The organism is Porphyrobacter sp. HT-58-2 (genome assembly GCF_002952215.1).
Classification (GTDB): Bacteria; Pseudomonadota; Alphaproteobacteria; order Sphingomonadales; family Sphingomonadaceae; genus Erythrobacter.
In genome coordinates this window covers 2622878-2639637 of sequence record NZ_CP022600.1, presented here as the reverse complement: position 1 = coordinate 2639637, position 16760 = coordinate 2622878, and the positions used below count along the sequence as shown (strand labels likewise).

General features: G+C 64.9%; 17 protein-coding genes. 6 read left to right on the top strand and 11 right to left on the bottom strand.

The window, feature by feature from the left end:
* Nucleotides 1-156 precede the first annotated feature (156 nt).
* Nucleotides 157-1458: an acyltransferase family protein gene (locus CHX26_RS12425; RefSeq protein WP_172449825.1), complete on the top strand. Its 1302-nt coding sequence runs from the start codon at nucleotides 157-159 to the stop codon at nucleotides 1456-1458.
* A 55-nt stretch (nucleotides 1459-1513) separates the two neighbouring features.
* Here CHX26_RS12425 and CHX26_RS12420 read toward each other — a convergent pair whose 3' ends face one another.
* The 7 genes from CHX26_RS12420 to CHX26_RS12390 form a co-directional block, all read right to left on the bottom strand.
* A complete protein-coding gene (locus tag CHX26_RS12420; protein ID WP_104943422.1) occupies nucleotides 1514-2740 on the bottom strand; it encodes an SAM-dependent methyltransferase in 1227 nt (408 codons plus the stop codon).
* 72 nt (nucleotides 2741-2812) lie between these two features.
* Nucleotides 2813-3562: a molybdopterin-dependent oxidoreductase gene (locus tag CHX26_RS12415; protein WP_104942637.1), complete on the bottom strand. Its 750-nt coding sequence runs from the start codon at nucleotides 3560-3562 to the stop codon at nucleotides 2813-2815.
* On the bottom strand, nucleotides 3555-4232 hold the full coding sequence (locus CHX26_RS12410; protein ID WP_104942636.1) for a cytochrome b/b6 domain-containing protein: 678 nt from the start codon (nucleotides 4230-4232) through the stop codon (nucleotides 3555-3557). Before CHX26_RS12410 ends, CHX26_RS12415 begins: the two co-directional genes overlap by 8 nt.
* The gene (locus CHX26_RS12405) at nucleotides 4229-5005 is read right to left on the bottom strand and encodes an SDR family oxidoreductase (RefSeq protein ID WP_104942635.1); all 777 of its coding nucleotides are present in this window, start codon (nucleotides 5003-5005) and stop codon (nucleotides 4229-4231) included. Before CHX26_RS12405 ends, CHX26_RS12410 begins: the two co-directional genes overlap by 4 nt.
* Nucleotides 5006-5108: 103 nt before the next feature.
* Nucleotides 5109-5576 (bottom strand): glycine zipper 2TM domain-containing protein, encoded by a 468-nt coding sequence (locus CHX26_RS12400; protein WP_104942634.1) that lies wholly within the window; start codon nucleotides 5574-5576, stop codon nucleotides 5109-5111.
* Between the two features lie 134 nt (nucleotides 5577-5710).
* Nucleotides 5711-6349, bottom strand: a complete 639-nt coding sequence (locus CHX26_RS12395; RefSeq protein WP_104942633.1) for an MOSC domain-containing protein — start codon at nucleotides 6347-6349, stop codon at nucleotides 5711-5713.
* Nucleotides 6346-6987, bottom strand: coding sequence for a class I SAM-dependent methyltransferase (locus CHX26_RS12390; protein WP_104942632.1), 642 nt, complete (start codon nucleotides 6985-6987; stop codon nucleotides 6346-6348). The genes CHX26_RS12395 and CHX26_RS12390 overlap by 4 nt, the downstream gene beginning before the upstream one ends.
* Before the next feature lie 166 nt (nucleotides 6988-7153).
* Here CHX26_RS12390 and CHX26_RS12385 point away from each other — a divergent pair, with 166 nt between their 5' ends.
* Nucleotides 7154-7579: a hypothetical protein gene (locus tag CHX26_RS12385; protein WP_146107735.1), complete on the top strand. Its 426-nt coding sequence runs from the start codon at nucleotides 7154-7156 to the stop codon at nucleotides 7577-7579.
* Between the two features lie 16 nt (nucleotides 7580-7595).
* On the opposite strand, the gene rlmN is transcribed toward CHX26_RS12385, so the two are convergent.
* The 4 genes from rlmN to CHX26_RS12365 are packed head-to-tail and all read right to left on the bottom strand — an operon-like array spanning nucleotide 7596 to nucleotide 11798.
* On the bottom strand, nucleotides 7596-8855 hold the full coding sequence (gene rlmN / locus CHX26_RS12380) for a 23S rRNA (adenine(2503)-C(2))-methyltransferase RlmN (protein WP_104942630.1): 1260 nt from the start codon (nucleotides 8853-8855) through the stop codon (nucleotides 7596-7598).
* A gap of 41 nt (nucleotides 8856-8896) precedes the next feature.
* The gene (locus CHX26_RS12375; protein WP_104942629.1) at nucleotides 8897-9355 is read right to left on the bottom strand and encodes an invasion associated locus B family protein; all 459 of its coding nucleotides are present in this window, start codon (nucleotides 9353-9355) and stop codon (nucleotides 8897-8899) included.
* Nucleotides 9348-9827: a GreA/GreB family elongation factor gene (locus tag CHX26_RS12370; protein ID WP_104942628.1), complete on the bottom strand. Its 480-nt coding sequence runs from the start codon at nucleotides 9825-9827 to the stop codon at nucleotides 9348-9350. Before CHX26_RS12370 ends, CHX26_RS12375 begins: the two co-directional genes overlap by 8 nt.
* 9 nt (nucleotides 9828-9836) lie before the next feature.
* Nucleotides 9837-11798, bottom strand: a complete 1962-nt coding sequence (locus CHX26_RS12365; RefSeq protein WP_233997145.1) for a lytic transglycosylase domain-containing protein — start codon at nucleotides 11796-11798, stop codon at nucleotides 9837-9839.
* Nucleotides 11799-11890: 92 nt separating this feature from the next.
* Here CHX26_RS12365 and dapA point away from each other — a divergent pair, with 92 nt between their 5' ends.
* From dapA to CHX26_RS12345, 4 genes are all read left to right on the top strand, one after another.
* Nucleotides 11891-12778 carry a 4-hydroxy-tetrahydrodipicolinate synthase gene (gene dapA, locus CHX26_RS12360; protein WP_104942627.1) on the top strand — a complete coding sequence of 296 codons (888 nt, stop codon included), beginning with the start codon at nucleotides 11891-11893 and terminating at the stop codon, nucleotides 12776-12778.
* A gap of 45 nt (nucleotides 12779-12823) precedes the next feature.
* The gene (smpB, locus tag CHX26_RS12355) at nucleotides 12824-13306 is read left to right on the top strand and encodes an SsrA-binding protein SmpB (protein WP_104942626.1); all 483 of its coding nucleotides are present in this window, start codon (nucleotides 12824-12826) and stop codon (nucleotides 13304-13306) included.
* A gap of 227 nt (nucleotides 13307-13533) precedes the next feature.
* Nucleotides 13534-14088: a DUF2062 domain-containing protein gene (locus CHX26_RS12350; RefSeq protein ID WP_104943420.1), complete on the top strand. Its 555-nt coding sequence runs from the start codon at nucleotides 13534-13536 to the stop codon at nucleotides 14086-14088.
* A 141-nt stretch (nucleotides 14089-14229) separates the two neighbouring features.
* Nucleotides 14230-16650, top strand: a complete 2421-nt coding sequence (locus CHX26_RS12345) for a hybrid sensor histidine kinase/response regulator (RefSeq protein WP_104943419.1) — start codon at nucleotides 14230-14232, stop codon at nucleotides 16648-16650.
* Nucleotides 16651-16760 lie beyond the last annotated feature (110 nt).

Here is a 16760-nt window from a genome sequence, read left to right as displayed (position 1 = left end):
TGGGGACTGTTTGCGCCGCGCCCCTAACAGCGCGCGCGGGCGGGGGCAATCGGCCTTTCGCGGCGAGGGAATGTGCCGCTGTGTGCAATGCTCTTTTCAGAATTCGGTGCTAAACCCTTGACGCGCCGCGCTGTCTTGCGGCGCATAGGGGATCCGATGCTGATAATGTGGAACAAGGCGCGCGAACTGGCGGAACTTACGCCGTCCGAACGCAATCGCTGGGTCGATTTCCTGCGTGCGGTTTCGATCCTCGCGGTGGTCGTGGGCCACTGGCTGATGGCCGGGCTCTATGTCGATGCCTCGGGCGAACTGCGGCGCGGCGACCTGCTGTCGATTGCCCAGTGGACCCATTGGCTGACCTGGGGTTTTCAGGTGATGCCGGTGTTTTTTCTGGTCGGCGGTTATTCGAACTCGGTCAGCTGGGCGGCGGCGACGGCGAAGTATCCGCGGGATCATGAGGGGGTCTACCGCGACTGGCTGGCAAACCGGGTGCAGCGTCTGATCACGCCGACTTTCCCCGTCCTGCTGTTGTGGGCGGGGCTGGCATTGATCCTGACCCAGCTGGGCCTGCCGCGCGACCAGATCCGCATGGCGACCGAGGCGGCCCTGATCCCGGTGTGGTTCCTCGCGGTCTATCTGCTCGTCACCGCCTTCACCCCCATCGCCTACCGCGCATGGCAACGCTGGGGCTGGCTGAGTTTTGCCGTCTATGTGCCGATTGCCATGCTGACCGACTGGCTGACCTTCACGCACAAGGTGCCGTGGGTGAACTTCACCAATTTCCTGTGGGTGTTCCTCGCCATTCATCAGCTTGGCTTTGCATGGCGAGCAGGCAAGTTTGGCAAGAGCTGGTTTGCTTGGGGATGGTTCGCAGTGTCGCTGGCGATCCTTGTCTCCATCACGGTCTATGGCTTCTACCCGGTCTCGATGGTCAGCGCACCGGGAGGCTTTTCCAATTCGCTCCCGCCGACGCTCGCGCTGTTTGCGCTGGGGGCGGTGCAGGTGGGGCTGGTGCTGGCGCTGGAACCTGCCGGACGGCGGATGCTGGACCGGGTGAGTGTATGGACGGCGACGGTGCTGATGAACGGGATGATCATGACGGTCTACCTGTGGCATCTCACGGCTTTCGTGCTGGTGATGACCTTCGACTGGCTAGTGCTGGGCGGGCTGGGCCTTGAACCCGTCCCCGGCACCGGCGAATGGTGGATCACGCGGCCCTTGTGGATTGTCATCTATGTGCTGGCCTTGCTGCCGATGATCGCGGTCTTCGCGCGGCATGAACGCAGCTTTGGCCCGATCCGCGGCGGGCGCACCGTGCCGCGCCTGCGCGCAGTGCTGGGCGTGGTGGCGATCTGTGCGGGGCTGGGGGCGACGGCGGGGCTGACGATTGCCAGCCCGGAAGGCCTATCCGGGGTCCGCTGGTGGGTGATCGCCCTGCCGCTGACGGGGCGGCGCTGATGGGCTTCGGCCCGGTCTACCGCCCGAGGCAACGCCCCGGCGCGCACGAACTGGGTTAGCTCCCGATCAGGTAATCGCGCGTGATCGGCAGCGCACGGCGGCTGCGCACATACTGGATCTGGTAATTGCACATCCCGCCATGCTCGAAGACGGTGGCAGCACCAGCGAGATAGAAGGTCCACATCCGGAAAAAGCGTTCATCGTGCAACGCGATGATCGCGTCGCGGTTCGCGAGGCAATTGGCGTACCATGCACGGATCGTCTTTGCGTAATGCAGCCGCAGGGTTTCCACGTCCGAGGCGATCAGGCGCACCTTCTCGCTTGAAGCGAGCGTTTCCGACAGCGCCGGGATGTAGCCGCCGGGGAAGATGTATTTGCGGGTGAAGGCATCTGTGGTGCCGGGGCCGCCGAAGCGACCGATCGTGTGGAGCAGCATTACGCCATCGTCAGCCAGCATCTGCGCACAGGCCGCAAAGAAGGTGTCGAACTGCGCACGGCCGACATGTTCGAACATGCCGACCGAGACGATCCGGTCGAACCGCTGTCCGCTGGCGGCGGTGTCCCGGTAATCTTCGAGTGTGATCGTCACCTTGTCCGCCACGCCCGCCGCCTGCACACGCTGGCGAGCAAGGGCGAGCTGTTCTTCCGACAGGGTGATGCCTGTGACCCGGACATTGTGATGCCGGGCCAGATGGATCGCCATACCGCCCCACCCACAGCCGATATCGAGCACGTGCTGGCCGGGCGAGAGGGCGAGCTTTCTGGCGATATGCGCAAGCTTGGCCGCCTGTGCCTCGGCCAGTGTCATGTCGTCGCGTGGCCAATAGGCGCAGGAATACTGCCAATGCGCGTCGTCGAGCATCAGCGCATAGAGATCATTGCCGATGTCATAATGGTGCGCGACGTTCTTCTTCGAGCCGACGCGATTGTTGATCTGTTCGGCGGCAAAGCTGGCGCGGTTGATGATGCGTTTCAGCGGGTTGGGGCTGCGAATGTCGCCGCCCTTGTCCCACGCATTATTGGCACGCAGCAGGCTGACGAGACCCATGACGTCGCCCTCCTCGATCAACAGGCGACCGTCGATATACGCTTCGGCTGCACCTAGCCTCGGGTCCAGCAGGATGTCGCGCGGTACGCGGTCGTCAGTGAAACGCAGCACGATTTCGGGAAAGCCCGGAGCCGGGGTGCCGTGGGTCGCGGCGCTGCCATCGGCATAGACCACGCCAAGTCGCCCCTGCTTGACGGCACGGGAGAGAAACCGGTCGAGGAGAGGCTTGCTCATGGAGCTCCTTTCGTTGGTCAGGCCGGGAATGTTACCGTCAGGGGCGCCCATCGCAAGGCCATGGGGCGCGAACTAGATACCGGCATACCATTGATAGTCGGCAAGATCCTCCCAGAAGCCGCCTTTTCCGCCGGCCACATCGTCAAAGCTTGCCACCGCTTCGATTGCGGTCAGGTATTTGGCGTGCTTGTAACCCAATTGCCGCTCGATCCGCGCGCGCAACGGGGCGCCGTTCTTTTCGGGCAGGGGTTCGCCGTTCAGCGCATGGGCGATAATCGTTTGTGGGTGATAGGCATCGACCATGTCGATGGTCTCGTAATAGGGCCGGTTGTAAAGCACGTCGGCGCAGCGGAACAGGATGAAGCGCGCCTCAGGCCGTATCCTTGCCGCATCGAGCAGCACCGATAGTTGCGGCCCGGCCCATTCGCCGATCGCGCTCCAACCCTCGACACAGTCGTGCCGGGTGATCTGAATGCGCTGGGGCAGAGCGCGGATATCGGCAAGGCTGAGGGTGAGCGGATTATCGACCAGCCCGCCGACTGTCAGCCGCCATTCGGCAAAGCCTGTTTTCAGCTGAGCGCGGTAGAAATCACTATCGACCGTGACGGAACCATTGCCCTTGACCGTGGGCGAGCGATCCTCAGGGGCGTATTCAGGTGCGAGCGCCTGTCGCCCGGCCAGCGCGCGGTGGCTGGCGCGGTGCCAGTTTTCGGCGGCATCGAACAGGCTCTGCCCGGTCTCGCTCGAAGCGAATTTCGCGCAGCCACCTGCGCCCAGCGCGGCAATCCCGGCGATCAGTGAGCGGCGTCCGATTTCAGCCATCGGCCTGTCCTTCCTGCCTGCGCGCGCCGAAAACCATCCCCTCGATCAGGCGCCACTGCACCAGCGCCAGAACGGCATGGATCACGAAAAAGCCGAAGATGCCCCAGGCGGCAAGGAAGTGGAGCGAACGCGCGCTCTGCCGTCCGCCGAGCAGATCGACCAGCCAAGGGGCAGCAGGCTCGAAGCCCGGGCTGATGGCAAGGCCGGTGAAGACCATCACAGGTAGCAGCACACCCAACACCAGGCCGTAGAGAATGCGCTGGGCCGGGTTGTAGCCATGGCCCGTGTTGGCCGTGCCGCCCGGCGAATGGGACCTGAGCGAGGCAAGCACCCCAGCGGGCGTCCAGTCCGAGCGCCGCGTCATCAGATCGCGGCGGAAATGGCCGTTCGCCAGCATCGCGGCCCAGATGAACAGCAAACCCAGTGCAAAAGGCCATGCGGCCAGAATGTGCCAGTCGCGAGCGGCGGCAAGGTTATAATGCTGCGGCAGCGTCGCCCAGCCGGGAAAGCGCATCACCTTCAGCCACGCATCGGCCGGATCATAGCCGTAATCGCCCCAATAGAGGTAGCGGTGGGCGTTGGAGATGTTCAGCCCGCTCATGAACAGCACGATGAAGGCTGCGGCGTTCACCCAGTGCCATGCCCGGGTCGAGAGGGCGTGCCGGATCATCCGTTCCGCTCAGCCGCAGCGAGCTCGCGCGCCAGCCAGATAACGTCGCGCGGCTGGTCGAGCAGGTGCTGGCCGCTGTCGATGAACAGACTCTGGCCGCTTTTCAACGCACCGCCGGCAAGGAACAGCGCGGCATTCGCGATTTCATCTGCACCGGTCTTGCGTCCGAGCAGGTTCATGCGGTGCGAGAGTTCGGTCTCTTCCTCGCGCTGGTCATGGCTGGCGAGGATCGCACCGGGGGCAATGCCATAGACCCTGTCTTGCGAGCTGCGCGCGCCTTTGGCGAGCATCCCGATGGTGGACGCCAGCGCGTGCTTGGACATGGTGTAGCTGAAGAAATCGGGATTGGTGTTGGCGATCTTCATGTCGGTGATCTGGATCACCGTGCGCGTGGCGGCGCTTGCCGCATGGGCAAGGTAGGTCTGGGCCATCCGGGCCGGAGCAAGAGCATTGACCTGCATTGCTTCACGATACGTCCCCGGATCGAGCGCGGTTACAGGGTCGTAGTTGAAAACCGAGGCCGAGTTCACGAGGCAGCGCCAGTCGGGGAGGTGGTTGGCCAATTGCCGGATGGCAGCGACGGCGGCTTCGTCGTCTTCGAGATCAAAGGCGATCGTGTCAGCCGAAGGCAGCGTGGCAGCAAGCGCCTCTGCCTGCACAGCGGAGGAACGGTAGTGGATCACCACGTGCCAGCCGGCATCGGCAAAGCGGCGGGTGATCGCGGCCCCGATACGGGTCGCCCCGCCGGTCACAAGCACGGCGGGGCGGGTCATGCGGGAAAGATCTGGTCTGCGGGCATCGCCCTGCGCTAACAGGGCAAGCGTCGCGCATCAATTGCTCTGAGCGCCACGCCTGCTACGCTGGGCGCATCATCCCTCAGCGACAGCGAACGTCGCCGCGGTCGATCTCGCGGCCGAGCAGGCCGCCGCCGACTGCACCCAGAACCGTGCCGAGCGTCCGGTCACCGCGCTGATCGATCTGGCGGCCCACCAGCGCACCGACACCCGCGCCGATCAGCAAGCCGACCGTGCCGTCGTCCCGGCGGCAGCGCCAGCGACCGTCATTGCCGCGCCAGTACCCGCCGCGCTCGTCGCGCCAGCGACGGTTGTCGCGCCAGCGGCGGTCATCGTCCCACCGATCACGGTCACGCCCGCGCCACCGGCGGCGGTCATCCCAGCGGTCGCGATCATATTCGGCCACAGCCGTGACGGGGACAAAGCTGTGGTCGAACATCGCGACGGCAGGTGCCGGAGCGAGGGGGGCGACCGATAGGCTGGCCGCGTGAGCCGGGGCGGCAAAGGCCGCCAGCGAACCGGCGGCGGCGATCAGGGCGAGGTGTTTCATGGTCTTATCCCTAGTGGCGGCTCCCCGATGGAGCCCCCCTGTTTTCGTTCAGACTACTCGAACGCAGGATGAATGAGACTTTCAGGAAGCAGCAGGATTCGTTCAGGTGGCCGGGCTTCAGGATGAACCGTGGCCTATGTGCGCCGGGCTGCGGCCTTGGCGCGCAGCTGCGGGCTGAGGGCAGGAAGGTGGGCAAGCTCGGCGAGGTCTTCCGGGCTCGCCTTGCCTGCCACCAGTGCGGCAAAGACCCGGGCAACGCTCCATTTCCCGGCGCCGATCGTCACCCGCTCAAGCACATCGCCCGCCGCCACGTCGCCGGTTTCGATCACCCGAAAATACCAGCCACAGCGGCCGGTTTCGATGATCCGAGCGACCATGCCCCTGTGGCCGAAGCGGTGCTCGATCTTCCAGCATGGGCTGCGCGGGCGGCTGACTTCGACAAGCGCGCTACCCAGACGGAAGCGGTCGCCGATGTGGACATCCTGTTCGGTCAGCCCGGTCACGGCGAGGTTGGATCCGAATCCCCCCGGTTCATCGAGCACCGGATGATCCCCGATTATCCCGCGCCAGAAGGCATGATGATCGAGCGGATAGAGATGCAGCGCCTGTTCCGGCCCCCCATGCACCGAGCGGTCGGCCTGCTCGTCGGGAGCAAGACCATGATCCAGCACCTGCACCCGCCCGTCGCGGGGGCGCTTGGCAAAGGCACTCAGCTCAGCTCCGTGGAAGGGGCGCGCGGTGCCGGTGCAGACTGCGGTCACAATATGCTTCACGGCTTGCTCACGATGATGTCGATCCAGTCACGCTCCACATTGTCGAACCCGCCCGCCTGATAGCGGCGGGTCTCGACGATCTCCCAGCCGGGCAGGCCATATTGCGCCGCGAGCCATTCAACCGAGGGGAAATTGTAGAACCGACCCAGCGCATCGCGGCCCTCTTCCTCGCCCAGCTTGTAGCTGGCGAAGAACCAGCCGTTCGGTGCCAAGGCACGGTGAATCCGGGCGAGCACGCCGGGTAGGGCGTCACGGGGACAGTGGAGCAGGCTGGCGTGCGCCCAGACGCCGTCATAGGCGGCCTCGGCGTCGAGTTCGTCAAAGGCCATCACCCGCGCGCCAACGTTCCAGCGTTCATTGGCCTTGGCGACCATTGCCGGGGTGCCATCGGTTGCATCGACGGCAAAGCCGCGCGCCTTCATCCGCGCAGCATCCTGCCCGCCGCCGCAGCCAAGTTCCAGAACCCGCGCACCGGGCGTGAGGCGATCAAGGAAAGGATCGAGCTGGTAGCTGTGCTGTTGTCCGAATTTCAGCACATAATGGGGCGCGCGGGCCTGATAGAAGGCCATGGTATCGGGATCGGCGCTGCCGGGCTGTGTGGCCTCTTGGCCTGACGGCAATGTGTCCTTGTCCTGCATGATAATCCCTGCTGCAGTCGCCTTGGCCTTGGTTCCCGGTTGTGGTCACGCTTCTCATCCCGCCTGCCAGTCTTTATCACCTCGTTGTTGGGATCGTCAGCCCCGTGTGCAACGGGATTTGCAGCTGCAATGGTCACGGACAAGCGGGATGAGCAAGGGGGAAGGAATGAGGGCATTTCAGTACGGCTTCGTCGCACTGGCGATGGTGACTATGACGGCGAGCGCGATTGCCGCAGCCGATCCTGCTCCCAAGCGGCTCTCACACGAGCAGGCAATCTCCTGCGCTGCGCTGGGCGTGCTGCACAGTTCGATGACCGGCAAAGGCTACGATTTCGGCGGGTCGATCGATTACACGCCGCGCGCCAAAATCTGGCTTCAGCACGCCATCGATTCGCGTCCGTCCGACTGGCAGGAACAGCGGGTGGTCGACGAATTCAAGGCTCTGAACGTGCGAACGTCGGAGTTCATCAGCGGCCTTTTTGCGCGTTACCAACAGGAAAAGACCGAGGAAAACCTGCAGGCGATCGTTTCTGCCGTGAAGGCGATGAAGCAAGACCTTGCCGATTGCGACGCTCACTCTTTGGGGCAGTGAGGGGGCCGCGACCGGATTACGCGGTTGGAGCTATCGCCGCCGCTGCCTCTCGATCTCTTTGGGCGCGGGATTTCTTCTCGGCAGCGGTCTTGAGCTGGCCGCAGGCTGCGTCAATGTCGCGGCCACGGGGCGTGCGCACCGGGGCAGAGAAGCCGCCTTCGAAGATGATTTCGGAAAAGCGCCGGATACGCTCGGGCGTCGAGGTCTCGTAACCCGCGCCCGGCCAGGGGTTGAAGGGGATCAGGTTGACCTTGGCGGGCAGGTTATAGGCCTTGAGCAGCCGGACAAGCTCGCGCGCGTCATCGTCGCTGTCATTCTTGTCCTTGATCATCACATATTCGAAGGTGATGCGCCGCGCGTTCGACGCGCCCGGATAGTCGGCGCAGGCCTGAAGCAGGTCGTCGATGCCGTATTTCTTGTTGAGCGGCACCAGCTCGTCGCGCACGTCCTTGCGCACGCCGTGCAAGGACACCGCGAGGTTCACCCCGATCTCTTCGCCGCAGCGCTCCATCATCGGGATGACGCCGCTGGTGGACAGCGTGATGCGGCGCTTGGAGAGGGCGAGGCCGTCACCGTCCATCACCAGCTTCAATGCATCGCGCACGTGATCGAAATTGTAGAGCGGCTCGCCCATGCCCATCATCACGATGTTGGTGAGCAACCGGCCATCTGCCGTGTAATGGCCCGCCTCGTCATCCTCGTCGATTGCGTCGGCGTCGGACACCATCGTCCCGCGCGGCCATTCGCCCAGCGCGTCGCGGGCGAGCATCACCTGACCGACGATCTCGCCGGGGGTGAGGTTCCTCACCAGCTTCATCGTGCCGGTGTGGCAGAACGAGCAGGTGAGGGTGCAGCCGACCTGCGAGGACACGCACAGCGTGCCGCGCGTTTCGTCGGGGATGAAGACCATCTCGAAATCGTGGCCGTCGGCGGTGCGCAGCAGCCATTTGCGGGTGCCGTCGACCGAGTGCTGCGCCTCGACCACATCGGGGCGACCGATCACGAAGCGTTCCGCCAGCCAGGGGCGCATCGGCTTGGCGATGTCGGTCATCGCCGCGAAATCGGTTACCCCGCGGTGGTAGAGCCAGTGGAACACCTGCTTGGCGCGCAGCTTGGCCGCCTTGGCATCGAGCCCGGCTTCCTCGAACAGCTCGCGTATGCGCGGGCGGGGCAGGCCGATCAGGTCGATGCGGCCATCGGCGCGCGGCGTGATGTCGCGCGAAGCGGGGACCGGGTCGACGTGGCCCGGAATGGTCATGAGTGCGGTATCGGCCATGGGTGCGCGGCCATATAGTGCGACTTGCGCGGTTTGGCGAGTCAGCGCTTAGCACATCCGACCGTGGCGGCATCCATCGCCGTGGCGGCGCCTGCAAGGCTGTAACGGTCGGTGAACGCAACGCCGGATACGGTCATTCGGGTGCCTGCACGCATCGCCGCAACGATCGCCGCGTCCTGCCGCGTATCGGCGGCCCAGGCATTGCGGCCCTTGGCGACCAGTTCGAAGCGCTTCTCGCCTACCGCCAGCCGCACCTTGGCTTTCGCAGCAACCTCGCGGGAGAGGACGATATGCACTGCACCGCGCACCTTCTTGTCCGGCCAGTTGGAGACAGTTGCATAGGCCGGAGCAGGGGGCGTGCCCTGCGCCTTGGCAATGGCATAGCAGCGCAAAGGGGTCGTATCCTTGAAAGCAGCCCAGCTGTCATACACCCCGAGGCTCTCACGCGCGGCCAAGGGCGTTGCGAGCAGCAGGAGGGTCAGGGCCAGAAGCCTAGTCATAGGCGATCGCCATGACTTCCCACTCGCGCGTTCCCGATGGCAGGCTGACCACCCGCACATCCCCGACGCTCGCGCCTCGCAGTGCGCGTGCCAGCGGTGAATTCCAGCCGATCCGGCCTGCGCCTGCATCCTGTTCGTCATCGCCCACCAGCTGGACGATCTGACGGTTGTCGTCCTCGTCAGCTATCTCCACCCGCGCACCGAAGAACACGCGGGCACGGTCGACCTGTGCGGCCGGATCGACCACCCGCACTGCCTTCATCCGCCGGACGAGGTGGGCAAGCTCGCGGTCGATTTCGCGCATCTTCTTGCGGCCATAGAGGTAATCGCCATTCTCGCTGCGGTCGCCATTTCCTGCCGCCCAGCTGACGATCTCGACAATCGCCGGACGTTCAGTGCCGAGCAGATGGTCATAGCGCGCCTTCATCGCCGCCATGCCCGCTGGCGTAATCGGTGGCCCCTGCGGTTTCATGGGTGTGGCTCAGCGCAGGAATGCATCGACCGGGCGCGGAAGGCCGGCCGCATCAGGATACATGTGCGAATAGGTCACGGCATTGCCGATCACGCGCATGATGTAATACCGCGTCTCGAAATTGGCGGGGATCTTCTCGACCCAGGTCACCCAGTCGATCTCGCCCCGGCGCGGGTCGCCGTTGAGCTTGAGCCACTGGTTCACCCGCCCTGGCCCGGCATTATAGGCCCCCACGGCCAACGGATAGGCGCCGCCGTAATAGCTCATCATCCGCGCGAAATAGGCATCGCCCAGCTGGATGTTGTAATGCGGCGACCCGGTCAGGTCGGCAGAAAGGTAGTTCATGCCAAGCTTGCCCGCCTGTTCGCGCGCAGTACCGGGCATCAGCTGCATTACGCCCCGTGCGCCCGCATGGCTGACGCGAGTGCGGTCGAATTCGCTTTCCTGGCGACTGATGGCGTGGACCATGGTCCAGTCATTGACAAAGGAGGGGGTGGAGACCGTCGGGAAACCGATCCGTTCAAGCCCTGCAAGCCCGTTCTCTCCTGCTTTCATGCCGAGCACCACGGCCATCTCGTCGAGCCCAGTCTCGCGCGCAAGCATGGCTGCCATCAGCATTTCTTCAGGGGTGTCGGCCTCGTCACCCAGCGCCTCGAAGAAGCGGCGCTCGGTGCGCCAGTCGCGGCGGTTCTGGGCAAGCGCCCGGATCGCCTTGACCACCGGGCGGCTCTCGAAATCGGCACGGTCGCCGGCATCAATCGCAGGCTGCGGCAGTCCGGCAAAAGCAGGCATGGGCCTACCCAGCGCCGACAGGGCAAGCTGGCCATAATAGTAATCCGGCCACCTTGCGGCCATTTCGAAGTAGCGGCTTGCCTCGTCATTATTGCCCGCCTGACGCGCGGCCCGGCCTGCCCAGTAATAGCCCTTCGCTTTGGTCAGCGGGGTCTTGGCCGCATCGCCATAGCGCTGGAACAGCGGCGCCGCAGTCATCCCGTCGCCGAGGTGCCACAAGGCCCGGGTGCCGCCCAGCCACATCAGATCGGTGTAGCGATCACGCAAGGTAAAGCTCATGGCCGAAAGATCGGCACCGGGGGGGAACAGATCGTCGGTGCGGCCCGCGATCAGCGCCGCATCGTTCGCGCCTGACGCCTTTGCGAGCGCGAGCAATTCGCCCACGAAGGCCTCCGCGTCGCGCGCAGGGCGGGTAAAGACCGGACGGCTGACGAAGACGCGCGCCGCCTCGCCGCCCTGTCCAGCGGAGCGCAGGAACCTGACGAGGTTGAAGACATAGCCCGGATCAGCTTCAGCCCCGGCGGGGACAGCCAGCCCGGCACCTTCGGGCCGCGCGCCGCGCAGCAGGGCGAGGCGCGCGATCGCCAGCGGACGATCCGCCTCGGCCAGGTTCATCAACTGGCGGCTCGCGGCATCGGCCTTGCCCTGCCACAGCAGCGCGTCCATCCGTGCCGCGTGATCCTCGGGCGTGAACTGTGCGCCGTAAAGCCCTGCCAGATAGAGTTCCGCCGGATCGCTCATGTCGCCCCCGCGCCATGCCTTGCGCGCCTCTGCCAGGGCTTCGGGGCGTTGCACGCCTGCCAGAGCGAGCGCATAGCGCGCACGGGCCGGATTGGTGAGCGGGGGATGCGCGTCGAAAAAGCGCAGCAGGTCAGCCTGCGACGGGGCCTCGCCGTCGAGTTTTGCTTCGGCGCGCAGGCGCAGAACATCGGTTCGCGGGAATGTAGGATAGGCGAGGGCAAAGCCTGCATAATCGGCAAAGCCATGTTCACGGCTGGACTGCAGCGCCTCCCACCGGGCGATGGCCGCATCCATCGCGCCCGGCTGGCGCGCCACCAGATTGTCGGAGCCGGCAAAGCCCTGCGCTGCCAGCGGCACTGGGGCAAGTCCCGCAGCGATCAGGCCAAGTGCAGCATATATCCGTCGTGAAAACAGGGAATTGCGGACCATGCTGGACATAGTGCCAATCGGCTCCTTATCAGGCGGTGAACGAAAGAGGCGGAGGAACCCCGCCGCAATCATTATCTAGAGATGAAGGCAGGACAAAGGCAATGTTCAGCGGATCGATACCCGCTCTGGTGACTCCTTTTCGCGGTGGGACGTTCGACGAGGCGGCATTCCGGCGCCTGGTCGACTGGCAGATCGAAAACGGTAGCGCCGCGCTGGTGCCTTGCGGCACGACGGGGGAGGCCTCGACCCTGTCCAACGCCGAGCATCACCGCGTGATCGAGGTCTGCATCGAACAGGCGGCAGGCCGCGTGCCGGTAATCGCGGGCTGCGGGTCGAATGATACGCGCAATGCCCAGTTGCACATGAACTTCGCCAAGAAGGCAGGCGCGGCAGCCGGGCTTTGCGTCGCGCCCTATTACAACCGCCCGAGCCAGCGCGGGTTGATCGCCCACTTCAGCTATCTCGCGGAAAACTGCGAACTGCCGATCGTGCTCTACAACGTGCCGGCGCGCACCGTCACCGATATCCTTGATGATACGGTGGTGGAGCTCGTGACCAAATATCCCGACCGGATCATCGCCATCAAGGACGCGTCGGGTGACCTTTCACGCGTGGCCGATCACCGCATGGGCATCGGGCGCGAGTTCTGCCAGCTGTCGGGCAATGACGAGCTGTGGCTGCCCCACGCGGCAGCGGGTGGGCGCGGCTGCATTTCGGTGACCGCCAACGTTGCGCCCAGGCTGTGCGCCGAATTCCACGAAGCCATCGCCGCCAACGAGCTGAAGAAGGCGCGCCAGCTGAACGACCGCCTGTTCCCGCTGCACTACGCGATGTTCTCCGACGCTTCGCCTGCGCCGGTGAAGTATGCCTTGAGCCGCGTCCATGACTGGATCGAGCCCGAAGTGCGCCTGCCGCTGGTGGAATGCTCGGACGAAGCCAAGCGCGCGGTGGACGAGGCGCTGGTGAGCGCGGGGGTGATCCCCGGCTAAAGCCCCTCGCTTTTTTGCGCGCCAGCCCCTACATCGCCCGGCCTTATGGCACGCCCGAAACCCGTTACCTTCGACAAGCTCAAGATCGTCGCCGAAAACCGCCGCGCGCGGTTCGACTATTCGATCGAGGACACCTTCGAGGCCGGGCTCGCCTTGCAGGGTACCGAGGTGAAGGCGCTGCGTGCAGGTGAGGCAAGCATCGCAGAATCCTACGCCGAGGTGAAGGACGGGCAGGTGTGGCTGATCAATGCCAACATTCCGGAATACTCCCACGGCAACCGATTGAACCACGAACCGCGCCGCCCCCGCAAATTGCTGCTTCACGAACGCGAGATCGACAAGCTGTTCGGCGCGGTGGAGCGCAAGGGCATGACGCTGGTGCCGCTGTCGATCTATTTCAACCGCACAGGCCGGGCGAAGGTGGAACTTGCTCTGGCCAAGGGCAAGCAGACCCACGACAAGCGCGCCAGCATCAAGGAACGCGACTGGAAGCGCGACAAGGCCCGCCTGATGCGCGAAAAGGGATGACCGTCGGCTGACGACGACAGCCTGCCGCAAAAAAATCACAGGCACGCGATTCACCTACTGGTCAGTCACCCGGTGCTACCCATATGGGCCGTGACCATGGTGATCCCGACCGCCTCTTGCGCGATTCTGCCGCTTTTTCGTGACTGCGCTCGTGCTTTTTGCGGGGGCGCTGCATGACCGTGCCTGACAAGAAGGCGAAGATGGCTGGACGCTCGAAGACCTGGGCGATGGACCTGATCCGCAAGCATACGCCGACGCGCGAGGAGATGGCGCGCAACAAGTATCTCGCTCCGATCGCGCACCGTTTCATGTCGCCGGAGCTGTGGCGCTTCACCCGCCGGTCGGTTCCCCGCGGCGTGGCGCTGGGGCTGTTTGCAGCCTTCATCATTCCGGTCGGCCAGATCTTCCTTGCCGCCTTTCTGGCGTTGCCCTCGCGCGCCAATGTGCCGCTGGCTGCGCTGGTGACCTTCGTGACCAACCCCTTCACCTTGCCGTTCTGGCTGGTGGTGGCCAACAAGGTCGGCAACTTCACGCTGCGGCTCGATGCGGGCGGAACGACGGTTGAACACGTCGCGGTGAAGTCCGGAGCCTGGACGACCGTCGTCGATTTCTTCCAGATGGCCGGTGCGACCGCTTTCGGCTTTGCAGTGCTGGCTGTTGTGGCACCCTCGCTCGGCTATCTGCTGTCCGGCTGGGTGTGGCGCGCCGTGGTGTCGCGCAAGCGCGCAAGACGGTTGAAGGCGATGGAAGCACGGCTCGACCAGCGGCTCGGCACACAGTAGGAAGCGCAAGCGGCGCTGCCCCGTGCCGCTGAACTGCAACAGGAGCCTGCCCGCTTGTCCCGCCGCCCCGGCCCCGATACCCGCAGCCCCTCGATCCCCGCGCCGCTCGTCGGTGGTGGTGCGGCATCTGATGCGCCGCCGATGCAGCTCCTTGCCGGCCTTGCAGGTGCTGTGCTGGCGAGCGCGGCGATCCTGTGGGTTGCCACGTCGAGCTGGTTGGTGGCCCTCGCCTTTGTGCTGGCGGCGAGTGTCCTGCTGGGCGGGTTTGTGGTGCTCGACCGGATGCGTGACTCGCCTGCCGCTGACAGCATCGCTGCGCCCGACTGGAGTGTCACGGTCGCCGCGATAGAACGCAGCGGTGAGGCCATTGCCATCACTGATCGTGCCAACCGGATGGTCTGCGCCAACAGCCTCTATCTCGAACATTTCGGGGTCGGCGCCGCGCCGCCTGCATTGCCCTTGCCGCGTGCGGGGCTGGAAGCGGTGACACTGCTCGCGCGCAATGCCTGGCGCGATGGTGCAGACGCACTCGAAATGGTCGAGGCCGAGGATGAGCGCCAGTGGCAGGTCAGCGCCTCACGTGCGGGGCGGGGCGAGGATCATCTGATCTGGCGGCTGCGACCGATCGTGCGTCCCAGCGGCGAAAGCCTCGGTGCGCTCGATCTGACGGGGCCTTTCGGCAAGATGCTGAGCCGTGCCGGGATCGAGACTGCGATCACCACGGCCGATGGCGTGATCCGCGCGGTCAGTGCCGGCTTTGCCGAGCGTGCATCGGGCGATGATCGTGCGACGCTGGTCGGACAGGATTTTGTCAGCTTCCTGCGCTCCGATGAGCGCGACCGGATCTTCTTCGCCCGCGAGGGGCGCGGTGGCACGCCGCAAACGCTGGTTGATGTGCCGCTCGTCGATCCCGAGGCGCGGGTGACGCCTGCCGGGCCGGACGAGGCGACCTCGCTGATGCTGCTGATCGACAGCGGGGTGGGTATTGGCAGCGGCTGGGACGGCGCCTCGCAGGCGGGCGTGGCCCAACTCGATGCGCTGCTTGCCCAATTGCCGCTCGGTCTCGCCATGACGGACCGCGACGGGCGTTTCCTGTTCGCCAATGAGGCCTTTCTGCGCTCTGTAGGGCGAGAGGGGCGAGGGCTTCCGCCATTCCCTACCGATCTGGTGGTGCGTGAGGACAAGGCGGCATTGTCTGATGCGGTGCGTCGCCATGGGCGCGGGCCTTCGACCAGCGGGGATGTCGCAGTGCGGCTGGCGAACAGCCCGGAAGAACCGGTCTCGCTTGGACTTGCCGGGGTGCGCGGGCTGGGCGAGGCTGCGGTGCTCCTCAGCCTTGCCGACACCAGTCAGGAAAACCAGCTCAGGCGGCAGGTCGCACAGGCGACCAAGATGCAGGCCGTGGGCCAGCTGGCGGGCGGGGTCGCGCATGATTTCAACAATGTCCTGACCGCAATCATCGGCACCTGCGATCTGATGCTGCTGCGCCACATTCCCGGCGACAGCGACTATGACGACATCCAGCAGATCCGCGCCAACTCGAACCGGGCAGCATCGCTCACCCGCCAGTTGCTCGCCTTCTCGCGCCAGCAGACCCTTCGGCCTGAGATCATCCAGCTGCCCGACGTGGTGAGCGAGGTCAGCCCGCTGATCAAGCGCCTGCTGGGCGAGAAGATCACCTATTATGTCCAGCACGACCGCAATCTTGGGCCCGTTCGCGCCGATCCGCAGCAGCTGGAGCAGGTGATCATGAATCTCGCCGTCAACGCCCGCGATGCGATCCAGTCGCGCGGTAACGGAACGGGACGGATTTCGCTCTTTACCCGGACATTGCACGCCAAGCAGGTGATCCAGCTCGGCTCCGAGGTGCTGCCGCCGGCCGACTATACCGTTCTGATTGTGCAGGACACCGGAGGCGGTATTCCGCCCCACGTGTTGCCCAAACTGTTCGAGCCATTCTTCACCACCAAGGAACAGGGCAAGGGCACGGGGCTTGGCCTTTCAACGGCCTATGGGATCGTCAAGCAGTCGGGTGGTTTCATTTTCGCTGACAATATCACCGACAAGACCGGCCATCCCACCGGCGCGCGCTTTACGGTCTATTTCCCGGTGCATCGCGGCGAGGTTCCCAAGAAGCGCGCACCTGCACCGATTGTCTCGTCGGACTGGTCGGCGGGCGGCAAGGTGCTGCTGGTTGAGGACGAGGACATGGTGCGGACCGTGGCCGAGCGGGCGCTGAGCCGGGCAGGCTATACCGTCACGGCCTGTGCCAACGGTGAGGAAGGGTTGGCCGCAATAACCGATGGCGGCGCGTTCGATATCGTCGTGTCCGACGTCGTGATGCCGGGGATGGACGGCCCCGCGATGGTGCGCGCGATCCGCGCCCAGATACCGAGCATGCCGGTGCTGTTCATGTCGGGCTATGCCGAGGAACAGCTGCGCCGGGACATCGACATTCCGGACATGCACTTCATCGCCAAACCTTTCAGCGTCGCGGCGATCGGCGACAAGGTCGGTGCGGTGCTGCGACAGGCCCGCAGCGAGCAGGGCGCGGGGACGTAGGCGGTCGCATTTTTGGCGTGAAAACGGCCTTATTCACCTTGGATAAAGCCGTACGGTCGTTCATCCTGCTTCAGGTCAAGTGGAGGGGACGATATGCGATTGCACGCAAT